This window comes from Cupriavidus sp. SIMBA_020 (assembly GCF_046535395.1).
GTDB classification, from domain to species: Bacteria; Pseudomonadota; Gammaproteobacteria; order Burkholderiales; family Burkholderiaceae; genus Cupriavidus; species Cupriavidus campinensis.
The window spans coordinates 100,332-115,253 of record NZ_JAWRWU010000002.1; the positions used below are offsets into that span (position 1 = coordinate 100,332).

A 14,922-nucleotide genomic window follows, 5' to 3' on the forward strand; every position below is an offset into this window, starting at 1 on the left:
GTTGGGCCGTGTTTCGGCCCAGAAGCCCGATTTCACGCGCCGGGTAGCACCTTGCGCAGTTCCTCGGCGTGCACGCGGCCCATCTTGCGATATTTCACCGATCCGTCGGGATTGATGACCACGGTATAGGGCAGGCCACCCTGCGCGTTGCCGAAACTGCGCGACAACTCGGTGCCTGCGAAGCCGGCCACGGCCAGCGGATAGGCCACTGGCACCTTCTTGAGGAACTGCTGGATGTTGCTGGCCGAATCGATGCCGATGCCCACGAATTCCACGTTGCGCTGGGCATATTCGCCATGCAAGGCGGTCAGCTCGGGCATTTCTTCCACGCACGGGCCGCACCACGGGGCCCAGAAGTTCACCACCAGGGTCTTGCCGCGCAGTTTGGACAGGTCCAGTTCCGCCCCGGCGGGGTCCGGCAGCCTGGTCTGGAAGAAGGTCTCGACGGCCTGGTCGGCCACCGGCTTGGGAGATAGCGCGAAATGACCGACGATGGCGCCGCCAGCGGCAGCCACGATGGCAACGACGAGCCACAGGCCCAGGCGGGAGCGGCGGATGGGGGCGGAGCCGGGTGCGGAGGCGGTCATCTGGGGCGGTATCTATATAGAGAGAGGAATCGGAGGATCAGGGCCCGGGCGGTTCGGCGGGCTCGGCGGTGCTCAGGGCGCGCACCGCGGCCAGGTCGGCACGCGCGACGCGCCCGCTGGCATCCGCCCGCACGGCGCCGCGCTCGTCGATGGCATCGTACAGCGCAATATGAATGCCGACCGGCGCGCCGAGTTCCGCGCGGACCTCGCCAGCCAGCGTGCGGCATTCCCGCGCCGCCGGCCATTGGCCGCGCCACAGGAAGCTCAGCGTCTCCACGTCGCTCCGGCCGGCGAAGTGCCGGCTTTCGCTGGTGTCGAAGTCCACGCCGGCGTTCAGCAGATGCAGGGCGACGTCCTTGGGACTGTCACAGAAGCATTGCAGATAGACATCGGAATGCTCGGTGGCCGTGCCGTTGAGCACCGCGCCGACCAGATAGGGCCGGAAACTGGCCAGATCCTCCATTGCCAGCACGGCCAGCCGGCGCAGTAGCGCGAGGATGCGCGGCTGGCTGTCCGCATGGAACAGTGCCTGGTACGCGCGGACTTCTTCCTCGATCATGTCGTTATCGGGCAGCCATTCTCCCGCAACGCGCATATCGCCGAGCAACTGCCTGGCGGCCTTGCGCTTGGCGGTGGCGTAGTCGGCACCGTCCTCGGCGATCATGCGGGCCGCGGCCTGGGCGATTTCCTCGCGTACGCGGGTTGGGTCGGGGATGTTGCGTCTGGACATGCCGCGATGATACGCCGCTTGCTTGGTCGTGGTGCCGGGGCGAGGTGTCGCAGTCGGGGCGGAGGGCTCGGGTACAATCGATCGCTATCCCGCCCGGCGCCCGGGCGCAAGCCATCTCCCCCCGACGCATCCCATGCATATTCACATCCTCGGCATCTGCGGTACTTTCATGGGCGGCCTTGCGGTCCTCGCCCGGCAGGCGGGTCACCGCGTGACCGGCTGCGACGCCAACGTCTACCCGCCCATGAGCACCCAGCTGGAAGCCCAGGGCATCGACCTGATCGAAGGCTTCGACCCGTCGCAGCTCTCGCTGGAGCCGGACCTGTTCGTGATCGGCAACGTGGTCTCGCGCGGCAATCCGTTGATGGAGGCCATTCTCGACCGCAACCTGCCGTACGTCTCCGGCCCGCAATGGCTGGGCGAGCACGTGCTCAATGGCAAGTGGGTGCTGGCCGTGGCCGGTACGCACGGCAAGACGACCACCACGTCGATGTTGTCCTGGATTCTCGAGGACGCCGGCTACAACCCGGGCTTCCTGGTCGGCGGCGTGCCGCAGAATTTCGGTATCTCCGCGCGACTGACGCCATCTGACTTCTTCGTCATCGAAGCGGACGAATACGACACCGCCTTCTTCGACAAGCGCAGCAAGTTCGTCCACTACCGCCCCCGCACGGCCATCCTGAACAACCTTGAGTTCGATCACGCCGACATCTTCCCGGATCTTGCTGCCATCGAGACGCAATTCCATCATCTGGTGCGTACCGTGCCGGGTCAGGGCCGCATCCTCGTGAACGGCGTGGAGCCGGCGCTGGCACGTGTGCTGGAGCGCGGCTGCTGGAGCGAGGTGGAGCAGTTTGGCGTGGGCGACTGGAAAGAGAGCGATGCGCAGACACCCGCCCCGGCGGGCAAGGATGCCTTCGATGTCTGGTTCGGCGATGCGGTGCAGGGCACGGTCGTATGGGACTTGCAAGGCACCCACAACCGCATGAACGCGATTGCCGCCATCGCCGCCGCCCGCCACGTGGGCGTGCCGCCGGCACAGGCGATCGAGTCGCTGGGCCGTTTTGCCAACGTCAAGCGCCGCATGGAGGTGCGCGGCGTGGCTAACGGCATCACGGTCTATGACGACTTCGCGCACCATCCCACGGCCATCCAGACCACGCTCGAAGGCCTGCGCCGCCGGGTGGGCAACGCCCGCATCCTGGCGGTGCTGGAGCCGCGCTCCAATACGATGAAGCTCGGCGTCATGGCCGCGCAACTGCCGGCCAGCCTGGAAGGCGCCGATCTCGTGTTCGGCTACGGCGCGCCGTCGGGCAAGGACGCGCTGGGCTGGAACCTCGGTGAGGCGTTGGCGCCACTTGGCGACAAGGCTGCCGCTTATCAGGAACTGGGCGAACTGGTCGCGGCTGTCACGGCCGCAGCCCGCCCCGGCGACCATGTGCTCGTGATGAGCAATGGCGGATTCGGCGGCGTGCATCAGAAGCTGCTCGACGCGCTCGCCGCCTGATCAAGAATCGACAAGGGTCCGACGATGCTGCTGTATCTGCACGGTTTCCGCTCCTCGCCGCAATCGTTCAAGTCGCGGCTTGTGCAGGAGCGGATGCGCGCCTGGGGCGTGGAGAAGTCCTTTGCCTGCCCCACGCTCAATGTCTCGCCGGCGCAGGCCATTGCCCAGGCCGAGGCCGCCATCCGGGGCGCCCGCGCCGGGGGCGAGACGGACATCGCCATCATCGGTTCGTCGCTGGGCGGGTTCTACGCGCGCTGGCTGGCCGAGCGCCATGGCTGCCGCGCGGTGCTGCTCAATCCGGCAATCCATCCGTGGACCGATCTGGAGAAGTACCTGGGCGAGCAGTCGCTGTATCACGGCGGCGGGTCGGTGGTGGTGGAGCGTAGCCACCTTCAGGAATTGCTCGACTTGCGTGTCGAACAGATCACTAAACCGGCGCGCTATTACCTGCTGGCTGCCACGGGCGACGAGGTGCTCGACTACCGCGAGATGGTCCAGGCCTGCCCCGGCGCCAACATCCGCATCATCGAAGGCAGCGACCACGGTATCAGCGAGTTCGAAGACTACGTGGACGACGTGCTCGCCTTCTGCGGCTATGGTCCCGGCGGCAAGCTGCCTGCCTCCGCCTCCCGGCCGGACCTGGCATGAGCGATGCGCTGTACCGGACGCCGCGCACCGGCGCGTGGCGGGCGCATTTGCCGTTCGACGCCGACATCCCCTCCAACCTGCGCCGCTGGGTGATTGGCGAGGGCTCGCTCACCGCCCGGCTGATGGCCGCTTCCGCGCAGTTCCGTGTCAAGCGGCTGGCCCAGTCGCTCCAACGGCCGTTTGCCGATGAATGGCAGGCCATCGGCCTGATCCGCCCGGTGCCGGCTATCACGCGCGAAGTGCTGCTCATCTGCGACGATATGCCAGCCATCTTCGCCCATAGCATCGTCGATCCGCATCATGCCCCGCGCGACTGGCCGTTCCTGCGCGGGCTGGGGGAGCGCCCGCTGGGCGGCGCGCTGTTCGTCGATCCGCGCGTGCGGCGCGAGCCGTTCCAGTTCGCGCGGTTGCATCCGGACCATCCGCTGCGGCAGGCCCTGGCCCGCGTGGTGCCGGCCATGCGGGACGTGCCGATGCTGCCCGCGCGGCGCTCGGTGTTCCGGCGCGGCGGCGGTGCCATGCTGGTGACCGAGGTCTTCCTGCCCGACCTGCTGCAACGGCCCGCGCCGGCGGCGGTGCGGTATCATCCCGAGTCCGACCGGCCACATCTGCCGGAACCATTGCCTTATGGCGGCCCACGGCGCCCATCCATCACGGGCGGTCCGTCGACTCTGCCCGGAAACCCGCTCCCACGCTCACGCTGCGACGGCGCCCGGCATTTCTGAAAGTACCGATCCATGCAGTTGCTGTTTGAAGAAGGCGGCGAAATTCGCGCCGGCACCGTGCTCGCCCAGCAGGGTGAGGCCTACCAGGTGGAATTGCCGGCAGGCAAGCGCACCAAGGTGAAGGCGCGCGACGTGCTGCTGCAGTTTGCCCAGCCGTCGGCAATCGAAATGGTGCGGCAGACCGGCGACCTGACCGCCGACATCGACCTCGACTTCCTCTGGGAATGCGCGCCGGCCGAGGAATTCGGCTTTGCCGAGCTGGCCGCCGAATACTACGGCGCAGATGCCGGCCCGGTGCAGCAGGCCGCGCTGGCCATGGTGCTGCATGGCAATCCGGTCTACTTCCGCCGCAAGGGCCGTGGCCGCTACCTGCGCGCGCCGGAAGACCAGCTGCAGGCCGCGCTGGCCGCCGTCGAACGCAAGAAGCAGCAGGCGCTGGTGCAGGCCGGCTATGAAGACCAGCTCAAGGCGCTGACGCTGCCGGACGCGTTCCGGGGCAAGGTGCTGCAACTGCTGTTCAAGCCGGACAAGAACAGCCTCGAATTCAAGGCGATGGATGCCGCCTGCACGGCGCTCGGCATGACGCCGATGCGGCTGATGGTGGCCGTGGGCGGCGTGTCCAGCCCGCGCGCGCTGCACGAGGCCAAGTTCCTCTCCGAATGCTTCCCGAAGGGCACCGGCTTCCCGGACGTGGACGTGCCCGAGCCGGGCGGCGACCTGCCGCTGGCCGACGTGCAGGCGTTCTCGATCGACGATGTGACGACCACCGAGATCGACGATGCGCTGTCCGTCACCGAACTCGATGGCGGCAAGCTGCGCGTGGGCATCCACATCGCCGCGCCGGCGCTGGGCATCAAGCGTGGCGATGCGCTCGACGCCATCGCGCGCCAGCGCCTGTCCACGGTGTACTTCCCGGGCGACAAGATCACCATGCTGCCGGACCCCATCGTGGAGCGCTACACGCTCCAGGAAGGGCGCACCTGCCCGGCGCTGTCGCTGTATGTGACGGTGGACCCGAACACGCCGGACGGCATCGCCATCACCGCCAGCGAGACCCGCGCCGAGCGCGTGCCGATTGCCGCCAACCTGCGCCACAACCTGCTCGAGGACGTGGTGACCGAGGCCGCGCTGGCCAACGGCACCGGCGACTACCCGTTCCGGGCCGCGCTGACGCACCTGTTCCACCTGGCCAACCATCTGCACGACGAGCGCCAGCGCGCGCGCCTTGCCAGCGGGCTGCGGCCGGAGTCGCACAACCGGGCCGACTACAACTTCTATATCGATCAACTCGAAGGCGGCGCCGAGCGCGTGCGCATCGAGCAGCGCCGCCGGGGCTCCCCGCTGGACAAGATCGTGGCCGAGTTGATGATCCTGGCCAACAGCACGTGGGGCAAGCTGCTGGCCGACCACGGCGTGCCGGGCATCTATCGCACCCAGAAGGCGTGGGGCATGCACCGCACGCGGATGCAGACCTACCCGGCGCCGCACGAGGGGCTGGGCGTGGCGCAGTACGCGTGGAGCACCTCGCCGCTGCGCCGCTACGTCGATCTGGTGAACCAGTGGCAGATCCTGGCGGTGGCGCAGCATGGCGTCACGGCCAAGCTGGTGGCGCCGTTCAAGCCCAAGGATGCCGACCTGCTGGCTGCCGTGGCGGACTTCGAAGGCACCTATGCGGCGTATGCCGAGCACCAGTCCACCATGGAACGCTACTGGTGCCTGCGCTGGCTGGCCCAGGAAGGCCGCGAGAAGCTGATGGCGACGGTGCTCAAGGAAGGCGCGGTGCGCTTTACCGAGATTCCGCTGGTGACGCGCGTGCCGGAACTGGCGCAGGCGGCCCGGGGCACCCAGGTGCTGCTCGAGATTGCCTCGACGGACGAGATTTCGCTGGAAGTGTCGTGCCGCGTGCTTGAGGTCTTTGCCGGCGAGGGCGAGGTTCCCGAGGAGGAACTGGAAACCGACGAGGAAGCGGCGGAAGTGTCGGCCGAGGCAGCCGCAGAGGCGGCGGCCGAAGATGCGGCGGAAGCGGCTGCCGAGGGGGGTACGGCAGGCCAGGAAACCCCGGCCGGGGAGGATGCCGAGCCCGCTTCGGACGACGAGGCGTCGGCGCCACGCGACACCGGGGCTGGCCCGGCGGCCTGACCCCTTCGGAAAAGCAATCCGCTCCCTTACAATCGAAGTCTGATCCGGCCAACCCCGCCTGCGGTGGGGCGGCCGCCCTTCGTCTTTACTGTCTGCCCTGCCCGGACTCTCCGCCCGCCGCCATCGTGAACGCCGTTCTTGTTGCTCCCCGCCATCCCCTGCAGTGGTGGCATTCCAGCGGCACGCTGGCCAAGGCGCTGGCCGTGTCGGTGGTCATTCACGCGCTGCTCCTGATGGTGCGGATTGCCGCGCCCGAGGTCTTCGAGATCAAGCGGTCCGATCCGCAGCTTGACGTGGTGCTGGTCAATTCCAAGTCCGCCGAGCGGCCGCGCGACCCGACGGTGCTGGCCCAGGCCAACCTGGACGGCGGCGGCGACCATGACGCCCAGCGCGCCACCACGCCGCTGCCGGCGCAGACCGAGTCCAAGGATGGCGACCTGATGCGGCTGACGCAGCGCCGCATCGAGCAACTGGAAGAAGAGCAGCGCCGGCTGATGACGCAATCGCGCGAGGCCGCGCCGAGCGTGCGCAGCCAGCCCGTGAAGCCGGGCGAACAGCAGCAGCCGGCCCCCACGCGCGGCCAGGACGACCGCACCTCCGTGACCGAGATGGCGCGGCTGGAGGCCGAGATCGGCCGCAACCTGGAGCAGTACGCCAAGCGCCCCAAGCGCATGCAGCTGACCGCGACCAGCGCCCAGGGCGTGGACTACGCCCAGTATTACGACCGCCTGCGCCGCAAGATCGAGACGCGCGGCACGAGCGATTTCCCCCAGCGCAACGGCAAGCCGCTGTACGGCCAGCTGATCCTGGTGATCAACGTCAACCGGCTCGGCAAGCTCGGCTATAACCGCGACGGCTACAACGTCGAGTCCATCGACGTGGCCAAGAGTTCGGGCGACCCCGCGCTGGACCGCCAGGCCGTGGCCATCGTGCGCGCCGCCGCGCCGTTCGGCGCCTTTACCCCGGAAATGCAACAGCGCCAGGACATCCTGGAAGTCATTTCCACGTTCAAGTTCACGCGGAGCGGGCTCGACGTCCGCCTGCAACCCCGTTGATGACCACAGACCCGACTTCCCAGCCTAACCCGCCCGTGCAGCCAGACCGCTACGTGGTGGTGGGCAACCCTGTTTCGCACAGCCGCTCGCCGGCCATCCACGCCGCCTTCGCACGCCAGACCGGCGAGGCCGTGCAGTACGACCGCCTGGAGGCGCCGCTCGGCGCCTTCGCCGACACGGTGCGCCGTTTCCTGGCCGAAGGTGGCCACGGCTTCAACGTGACCACCCCGTTCAAGCTGGAAGCGTATGACCTGGCGGACCGCCTGACCCCGCGCGCCGAGGCCGCGGGCGCGGTCAACACGATGTGGATCGAGGACGGCCTGATCCATGGCGACAACACCGACGGCGTGGGTCTGGTCCGCGACATCCAGGACAACCTGGACGTGCTGCTGGAAGACAAGCGCATCCTGCTGCTCGGCGCCGGTGGCGCGGCCATGGGGGCGATGCTGCCGCTGATCGAGTGCCGTCCGGCGCGGATCGTGGTGGCCAATCGCACCGCTTCCCGGGCGAGCGACATGCTCGAGGAATTCGTCGAGGCCGCCGACCAGTACAACGTGGAACTGTGGGGCGGCGGGCTCGACGCGCTGTCCGCCCTGAGCGAGGAGGAGCGCTGCGACGTAGTGATCAACGCCTCGTCGAGCAGCCTCCAGGGCGAAGTGCCGCCCGTGCCCGAGTACCTGCTGGGCGAGGGCGTGCTGGCCTACGACATGATGTACGGCGCCCGGCCGACCGTGTTCCTGGCCTACGCCGCCCAGTGCGGCGCGCGCACCAGCGACGGCCTGGGCATGCTCGTGGAGCAGGCCGCCGAGGCGTTCTACAACTGGCGCGGCGTGCGGCCCAACACCGTCCCTGTTCTCGCTGAATTGCGAGCCGGGCTCCAGGCCGAAGCCGCCCGCTGAGGCCACCCGGCTTGGCGCGCCAGCGGACCTCCTCCCGATCGCCGGCGCGCGCCGGCAGCGCGGCCAATCCGCTGCGCTGGCTCGGCTATCTGGCCGGCTGCCTGGTGGCGGGCGTGCTGGCCATGCAGCTGTACTTCTTCCTCCAGATTGCCGCGTGGCAGGTCGTGAACCCGTCGTCCACGACCTTCCTGCGCGCCGAGCGCTGGCGGCTCTGCGGCGTGAATTTCTGGAGTTGCGGGGTCGAGCGCGAGTGGGTGCGCTACGACGACATCTCGCGGCACCTGAAGCGCGCGGTCATCGCCAGCGAGGACGCGGATTTCGTCAATCATCCCGGCTACGACCTCGACGCGATGCTGACCGCCTGGGAGCGCAACAAGCAGCGCGGGCGCATCGTGCGCGGCGGGTCGACCATCACCCAGCAGCTGGCCAAGAACCTGTTCCTGGCGCCCGAGCAGCACTACCTGCGCAAGGGCCAGGAGCTGGCCATCACGTGGATGCTCGAGTTCTGGCTCGACAAGCAGCGGATCTTTGAGATTTACCTGAATTCGGTGGAGTGGGGCGAGGGCGTCTTCGGTGCCGAGGCCGCCGCCCAGCACTACTTCCACACCTCGGCCGCCAAGCTAGGCGTCGGGCAGGCCGCGCGCCTCGCGGCGGCGCTGCCGGCGCCGAAATGCTTCGACAAGAAGACATATTGCGCCAACGTGCACGTCAACTTCCGCGTCAAGGCGTCGATCATCGCGCGCCGCATGGGCGCGGCCACGCTGCCGGACTAGGGTGTCCGGCAATGGGCGCTGGTGCCGCCCTCAGCTCAGCCAGCCCTTGCGGCGGAAGTAGATCAGCGGAATCGCCGCCGACACAGCCATCAGCGCGATGGCCCACGGGTAGCCGGCGGCCCAGTCCAGCTCCGGCATCAGCTTGAAGTTCATCCCGTAGATGCTCGCGATCAGCGTCGGTGGCATCAGCGCCACCGACACCACCGAGAACAGCTTGATGATCTTGTTCTGGTTGATGTTGATGAAGCCGACCGTCGCGTCCATCAGGAAGTTGATCTTGTCGAACAGGAACGCGGTGTGGTTCTCGATGGAGTCGATGTCGCGCAGGATCTGGCGGGCCTCGTCCTGCTGCTCGGCGGACAGCAACTGGCTGCGCATCAGGAACGATACCGCGCGGCGCGTATCCATGACGTTGCGGCGGATGCGGCCGTTCAAGTCTTCCTCGCGGGCGATGGTTTCCAGCACGTCGGCGGCGGCGGCATCGGTCACGTTCTCGGCCAGCACCCGGCGGCTGGCTTCCTCCAGCCGCTCGTAGATCTCTTCGATGGAGTCGGCGGAGTACTCGGCGTCGGTGGCGTACAGGTCCATCAGCACGTCCTTGGCGTTGCGCACCGAACCCGGCCGCATGCGCGCGCGCAGGCGCACCAGCCGGAACACCGGCAGATCCTCGTCGTGGATGGAGAACAGCACGTCGCGCGTGAGCACGAAGGCCACGCGCACGTTGCGCGACGCCTCGTCCTCGGCCAGCAGGAAGTCGGTGCGGATGTGGATGTTCTCGTCCTCGCCCTCGAAATACCGGGCTGACGCCTCCAGGTCACCGAGGTCCTCGAGTTCCGGCAGGACGACGTTATAGGCTTCCTTGATCCATGCCAGCTCCTCGTCGTCGGGGCTGACGACGTCGATCCAGATGGGCTTGTGCTGCAGCAGCTCATTGCGCTCGTCGACCTGCTCCTGGGCAAGCCGGCCTTTCTGCAGGACGAACAGGTTGATCATCCCTGGGTTCCTTGTTACTGATGGCGCGGTTGTCGATGCATCGAAGACAGGCGCAGGCAAGGCAAGCCAGCCGGGTGACCATGGCGCGGCCACGGGCAAGCGTGATCGCGCTGCGGGCGGCCGCAACAAAGCGGCGCGCGGGCAAGGCGATGGCGTTTGCCTGGGTTTGGCTGGCTGGCCGGGAGAGGGAAGCTCCGAAGCGCGACACGGCAGTCAGGGCGACCGCCGCAGGGGGAAACGGAAAGACACTCACCCGCAGGTGTCTGCGGGCAAGGACGGCGATAAGCAAGGGCAGGGCCCCGCGGATCGTCGTTACGCAGCCCGCAGTGACATGGCATCCGACGATGTCGCGGCACGACCGCGGCAACTCGAACACCCGATGCTACTGCCCACGTACTTTCTCCGGGATTCTGATGGCCGCGAGTGTAATCCAACGCAGGGGGGCTTGTTAAGCGAAATCTCATCCCGCGCGGCGCCCGTTGCGCGCCGCGAACGCCGGCCTACGTTTGGCTTACAGGCTGGCTTATGGGTCCGGCTTATGGGCCAGCTTATGGGCCGGCTAATAGGCCGGCTCAAAGGCGGCGGCGCAGCAGCGGGGCCAGCATCACCGAAGACAGCGCCGCGAACATCAGCAAGATGGCCGCGTAGTCCTGCCAGTGCGGCGTCTCGCCGAGCAGCCACATGCCCGAGAAGACCCCCACCACGGGGATGAACATGATCGACAGGCTGGACACCACCGGCGGCAGGCTGCGCGCCAGCGCGAACCAGACCAGGTGGCAGTAGGCAAAGACCACCACCGCGTTGTAGGCGATGGCGCCCCATTCCACGGCGGTGGGCATGCGCCAGCCCGACTCCAGCAGCAGCGTGCCAAGGCCAAGGAAGGGCAGGGTGATGGCCAGCATCCAGAAGGTGAGCGCGCCGATGGGAATATCCACCTGGGTCCGCTTCATCAGCTGGGTGCCCAGCCCCCAGCCGGCTGCCGCCACCAGCATCAGCAGGGTGCCGGCCGGGCTGCCGGTCAGCGCAGCGATCTCGCCCGAGAGCAGCAGCACCGTGCCGGCCAGCGCGCAGGCAATGCCGACCCAGGCGGACAGGGCGATGCGGTCCCGGAACAGCACCAGCCCCCAGACCACGGCCCAGATCGGCATGGTGTAGCCGAGGATGGCCGCGCGGCCCGAGGACAGCATCTTGACCGCGCAGATCGCGAACAGGTGCCAGATCACCATGTTCGGGATGGCCAGCTTGATCACCATCGGCCAGCTGGCGCGCGGCACGTGGAGGGACTCCCCGCGCAGCTTCAGCGCCAGCCCCAGCGCCACCAGCCCGCCGGCCATGCAGAGCAGCCGGAAGCCCATGGCCGGGAAATGGGCCACGCCCACTTTCATGATGGGCCAGTTGATGCCCCAGGCGAGTGTGAGGATGATGAGCAGGACGAGACCGCGGCGATCAAGGGACATGGGAGGCGAGACGGGATTTGGCGACGTGGCGGGGTCGCTCTTATTAAGCGGAAGCGCAAAACCCGAAAACGATAGCACGCAACGGGTAAAATTGCGCCAACGCCATATATCGTGCGCCGGACCGCGCTGGCGGCGCCCCGCGACAACCAGCCGGCGCGCCGCCGCGTTATCCTTGGATAACGTCCGGCCCCCGGGGCCTTACCCATATCGAGCATCCCATGACTTTCACCGAGCAGCTGTCCGCCGCATGGCAGCGTAACGATTCCCTGCTGTGCGTCGGACTCGATCCGGACCCGGCCAAGCTGCCGCTGTCCCTGACCAGCACGGGCGGCGCGATCTTCTCGTTCTGCCGCGAGATCGTCGACGCCACGGCCGACCTGGTCTGCGCCTTCAAGCCGCAGATCGCCTATTTCCATTCGCAGCGCGCCGAGGACCAGCTCGAGCAACTGATCGAGTACATCCACGACGCCCACCCGGGGATTCCGGTGATCCTGGACGCCAAGCGCGGCGACATCGGCTCCACGGCCGAGCACTATGCCCTGGAGGCGTTCGAGCGCTACCGCGCCGATGCGGTCACGGTCAGCCCGTACATGGGGTTCGATTCGATGTCGCCCTACCTGGCCTATCCGGGCCGTGGGGTGATCGTGCTGTGCCGGACCTCGAACCCGGGCGGCTCGGACGTGCAGTTCCTGCAGGTGGACGGCAAGCCGCTCTACCAGGTGGTGGCCGAGGCCGCGCGCGAACGCTGGAACACCAACGGGCAGATGGGGCTGGTGGTGGGGGCGACGTTCCCCAATGAGATCGCCAAGGTGCGCCAGATCGTGGGGGACATGCCGCTGCTGATCCCGGGCATTGGCGCGCAGGGCGGAGACATCGAGGCGACCGTGAAGGCCGGCCGTACCGCCGACGGCACCGGCATGATGATCAATTCCTCGCGCGCCATCCTGTACGCGAGCCGTGACAAGGATTTCGCCAAGGCCGCCCGGAATGTGGCGTTGCAGACGCGCGAGACCATCAACCGCTATCGTCACGGATAAACCGTGACAGCGGCCGAAACGGGCGGCTTACTGCTCGTTTCGGATCAGTTCGAGCAGGCCGCGCATGGCGTGCTCGGCAGCCTGGCGGCGGATCTGGGCGCGATCGCCCTTGAACCGCTGCGTCCCGGTCAGCGTGGTGACGCGGTTGCTCCAGCCAAAGCAGACCATGCCGACGGGCTTGTCGGCAGTGCCGCCGCCCGGGCCGGCCACGCCGGTAATCGCCAGCGACACCTGCGCGCGGCTGTTCAGCAGCGCGCCCTCGGCCATGGCGTGGGCCACTTCCTCGCTGACCGCGCCGTGATCGCGGATCAGCTTCGCCGGCACCCCCAGCATGGTGGACTTGGCTTCGTTGGAATACGTGACGAAGCCGCGCTCGAACCAGCCGGACGACCCGGCCACATCGGTGATCGCGGCCGCGACGAGGCCGCCGGTGCACGATTCCGCCGTGGCAAGCATCAGCGAATGTTCCGCAAGGACGGAACCGGCCTGGATGGCGAGCTGGTCAAGCAGGCGACTGACGGACATATCGGCGAATCCTTATTAGACGATGCGATGCCCGCTCAGAGCGAGCGCCAGAGCGCGAATACGAGCAGGGTGTAGAAGGCCGCGAAGATGTCGTCGAACATCACGCCAAACGCGCCGAGCAGGCCGGGGCCCTTGAGCGTGCGGTCGTAGTAGGCGATGGGCGCCGGTTTGGCGATGTCGAACAGGCGGAACCACAGGAACGCCGCGAACTGGCCCCAGAAGCCGGTGGGGGTGACGAACAGCAGCACCAGCCAGAACGCCACGATTTCGTCCCAGACCATGCTGCCATGGTCGTACACGCCCATGTCGCGCGCGGTGCGCATGCACGCCCAGATGCCGACGAGGAAACCGCCGGCGATGATCCAGAGCCACGTGGACGGTTCGATCCACATCGAAATCACGACGAACGACAGCCAGCCGTACAACGTGCCGACCGTGCCCGGGCTGACCGGCGACAGCCCCGAGCCGAAGCCGAGCGCGATGGCGCGCGCGGGATGGCCGAGCATGAAGCGGGCGGTGGGGCGCGTGACGCGCGCGGTTTGTCCCGCTTCCAGCGTGACGGGGGGAACAGGGTCGCGCGGCGCGGCCCCGGGAGGATAGGCGGACATCAGGAGTTGGCTCGTCTGTCTTGCTTTTGTAATGTGGCGCGCGGCGGTGGCTCCCGCCGTGCGCATGGCGGCATCATGACATGGGTCACGGGCGAAGTGTCAGGAAGCGAAGTGGTCGAACGCGGCGCCGCCGAAGGTGTAGGGGTTGCCGTCGCGGTCCACCAGGCGCAGGCCTGGCTCCGGAGTGATGTTGCCGGCACGCGTAAGCGGCAGGCCGAGTTGCCGGGAGATGCCGGCGATGGCTTCGCGCGCGCCGGCGGGCGCCGTGAAGCACAGCTCGTAGTCATCGCCGCCGGCCAGCACGCATTCGCGCTGGCGCGCCAGCGGCTGGGCGCCGAGCACTTCGGAGCGCGGCAACGCGTCCACGTCGATGATCGCGCCCACTGCCGAGCGCGTGAGGATATGGCCGAGGTCGCCGATCAGCCCGTCCGAAATATCGAGCGCGGCATGGGCGATGCCACGCAGCGCCATGCCCAGCGCCACGCGCGGAGTGGGGGTGTCCATGCGCGGCCGGATGATTGTGAAATCCGGCTCGGGCAGCAGCCATTCACCGCGGCAGTCGCCCAGCGCAAGGCGGGCATCGCCGAGGGTGCCGGAGATCCAGATATCGTCGCCGGGCCGCGCGGCGTCGCGGCGCAGCGCCTGACGGCCGGGCACATCGCCGAACACGGTGATGGACAGCGTGAGCGGCCCCTTGGTCGTATCGCCGCCGATCAGTTCGCAGCCGTGGGCATCGGCCAGCACCAGCATGCCGGCGGCCAGTTCGGCCAGCCAGGCGGGGTCCGCCTCGGGCAAGGCCAGCGCGAGCGTGAAGGCGCGTGGTTCGGCGCCCATCGCGGCGAGATCGGAGAGATTGACCGCCAATGCCTTATGGCCGAGCGCACGCGGAGGCACATCGGGGAAGAAATGGCGACCGCTGACCAGCATGTCGGTGCTGATGGCCAGCTGATGGCCCGGACGGCCGTCGATCAGCGCGCAATCGTCGCCCACGCCCAACGCGGCCTTGTGCACTGGCCGGGTGAAGAACTGGCGAATCAGGTCGAATTCGGAAAGCGGGGCGCTGGCGGGGTCCGGCATGGGGGATGGGCGTTTGGCGAAAAAGCCGAGGAGATTACCGGTGGTCAAGCCCTTCGGCATGCGGCATATTGTACCGAAACGCAAAGCTGCCCCGCGCAAAACGCTTATTGTGAAATAATATTTCACAATATAAAATGCGCAGTTCAAAAAGCAGAGACAGCG

Annotated in this window: 14 protein-coding genes and 1 pseudogene; 8 read left to right on the forward strand and 7 right to left on the reverse strand. The window is 67.8% G+C overall.

Annotated elements, in window-relative coordinates; translation table 11 throughout:
- Positions 1–32: 32 nt before the first annotated feature.
- Positions 33–587 (reverse strand): TlpA family protein disulfide reductase, encoded by a 555-nt coding sequence (locus SB751_RS04595; protein ID WP_410747829.1) that lies wholly within the window; start codon positions 585–587, stop codon positions 33–35.
- 37 nt (positions 588–624) lie between these two features.
- Positions 625–1,317, reverse strand: coding sequence for a UDP-N-acetylmuramate--alanine ligase (locus tag SB751_RS04600; RefSeq protein ID WP_144201369.1), 693 nt, complete (start codon positions 1,315–1,317; stop codon positions 625–627).
- Positions 1,318–1,450: 133 nt separating this feature from the next.
- Between SB751_RS04600 and mpl the strand changes: the two genes are divergently transcribed.
- The 7 genes and pseudogenes from mpl (at position 1,451) to mtgA (ending at position 9,063) form a co-directional block, all read left to right on the forward strand.
- Positions 1,451–2,824: a UDP-N-acetylmuramate:L-alanyl-gamma-D-glutamyl-meso-diaminopimelate ligase gene (mpl, locus tag SB751_RS04605; protein ID WP_144201371.1), complete on the forward strand. Its 1,374-nt coding sequence runs from the start codon at positions 1,451–1,453 to the stop codon at positions 2,822–2,824.
- Between the two features lie 24 nt (positions 2,825–2,848).
- Entirely contained in the window at positions 2,849–3,472 is a 624-nt protein-coding gene (locus SB751_RS04610; RefSeq protein ID WP_144201373.1) for a YqiA/YcfP family alpha/beta fold hydrolase, read from the forward strand.
- Positions 3,469–4,041: pseudogene (locus SB751_RS04615) on the forward strand (chorismate--pyruvate lyase family protein); the annotation flags it as partial. The gene SB751_RS04610 and the pseudogene SB751_RS04615, both read left to right, overlap by 4 nt.
- Positions 4,042–4,209: 168 nt before the next feature.
- A complete protein-coding gene (locus tag SB751_RS04620) occupies positions 4,210–6,336 on the forward strand; it encodes a ribonuclease catalytic domain-containing protein (RefSeq protein WP_410747831.1) in 2,127 nt (708 codons plus the stop codon).
- 125 nt (positions 6,337–6,461) lie between these two features.
- Entirely contained in the window at positions 6,462–7,391 is a 930-nt protein-coding gene (locus SB751_RS04625; RefSeq protein ID WP_144201379.1) for an energy transducer TonB, read from the forward strand.
- Positions 7,391–8,290 (forward strand): shikimate dehydrogenase, encoded by a 900-nt coding sequence (gene aroE, locus SB751_RS04630; protein ID WP_144201381.1) that lies wholly within the window; start codon positions 7,391–7,393, stop codon positions 8,288–8,290. Before SB751_RS04625 ends, aroE begins: the two co-directional genes overlap by 1 nt.
- A 71-nt stretch (positions 8,291–8,361) precedes the next feature.
- Positions 8,362–9,063 carry a monofunctional biosynthetic peptidoglycan transglycosylase gene (gene mtgA / locus SB751_RS04635; RefSeq protein WP_144201470.1) on the forward strand — a complete coding sequence of 234 codons (702 nt, stop codon included), beginning with the start codon at positions 8,362–8,364 and terminating at the stop codon, positions 9,061–9,063.
- A 30-nt stretch (positions 9,064–9,093) separates the two neighbouring features.
- On the opposite strand, the gene corA is transcribed toward mtgA, so the two are convergent.
- Positions 9,094–10,056, reverse strand: coding sequence for a magnesium/cobalt transporter CorA (gene corA / locus SB751_RS04640; protein WP_092298717.1), 963 nt, complete (start codon positions 10,054–10,056; stop codon positions 9,094–9,096).
- Between the two features lie 572 nt (positions 10,057–10,628).
- Positions 10,629–11,513 (reverse strand): DMT family transporter, encoded by an 885-nt coding sequence (locus tag SB751_RS04645; protein WP_144201384.1) that lies wholly within the window; start codon positions 11,511–11,513, stop codon positions 10,629–10,631.
- Positions 11,514–11,731: 218 nt separating this feature from the next.
- On the opposite strand from SB751_RS04645, the gene pyrF reads away from it, so the two are divergent.
- Positions 11,732–12,550, forward strand: coding sequence for an orotidine-5'-phosphate decarboxylase (gene pyrF, locus SB751_RS04650; protein WP_144201386.1), 819 nt, complete (start codon positions 11,732–11,734; stop codon positions 12,548–12,550).
- Positions 12,551–12,577: 27 nt separating this feature from the next.
- Here the strand turns inward: pyrF and SB751_RS04655 are convergent, their stop codons facing one another.
- The 3 genes from SB751_RS04655 to thiL all read right to left on the reverse strand — a co-directional run bounded on the left by SB751_RS04655 (position 12,578) and on the right by thiL (position 14,760).
- Positions 12,578–13,075: a CinA family protein gene (locus SB751_RS04655; RefSeq protein ID WP_144201388.1), complete on the reverse strand. Its 498-nt coding sequence runs from the start codon at positions 13,073–13,075 to the stop codon at positions 12,578–12,580.
- 35 nt (positions 13,076–13,110) lie between these two features.
- On the reverse strand, positions 13,111–13,683 hold the full coding sequence (locus tag SB751_RS04660; protein WP_144201390.1) for a phosphatidylglycerophosphatase A: 573 nt from the start codon (positions 13,681–13,683) through the stop codon (positions 13,111–13,113).
- 99 nt (positions 13,684–13,782) lie between these two features.
- A complete protein-coding gene (gene thiL / locus SB751_RS04665) occupies positions 13,783–14,760 on the reverse strand; it encodes a thiamine-phosphate kinase (protein WP_250024789.1) in 978 nt (325 codons plus the stop codon).
- Positions 14,761–14,922 lie beyond the last annotated feature (162 nt).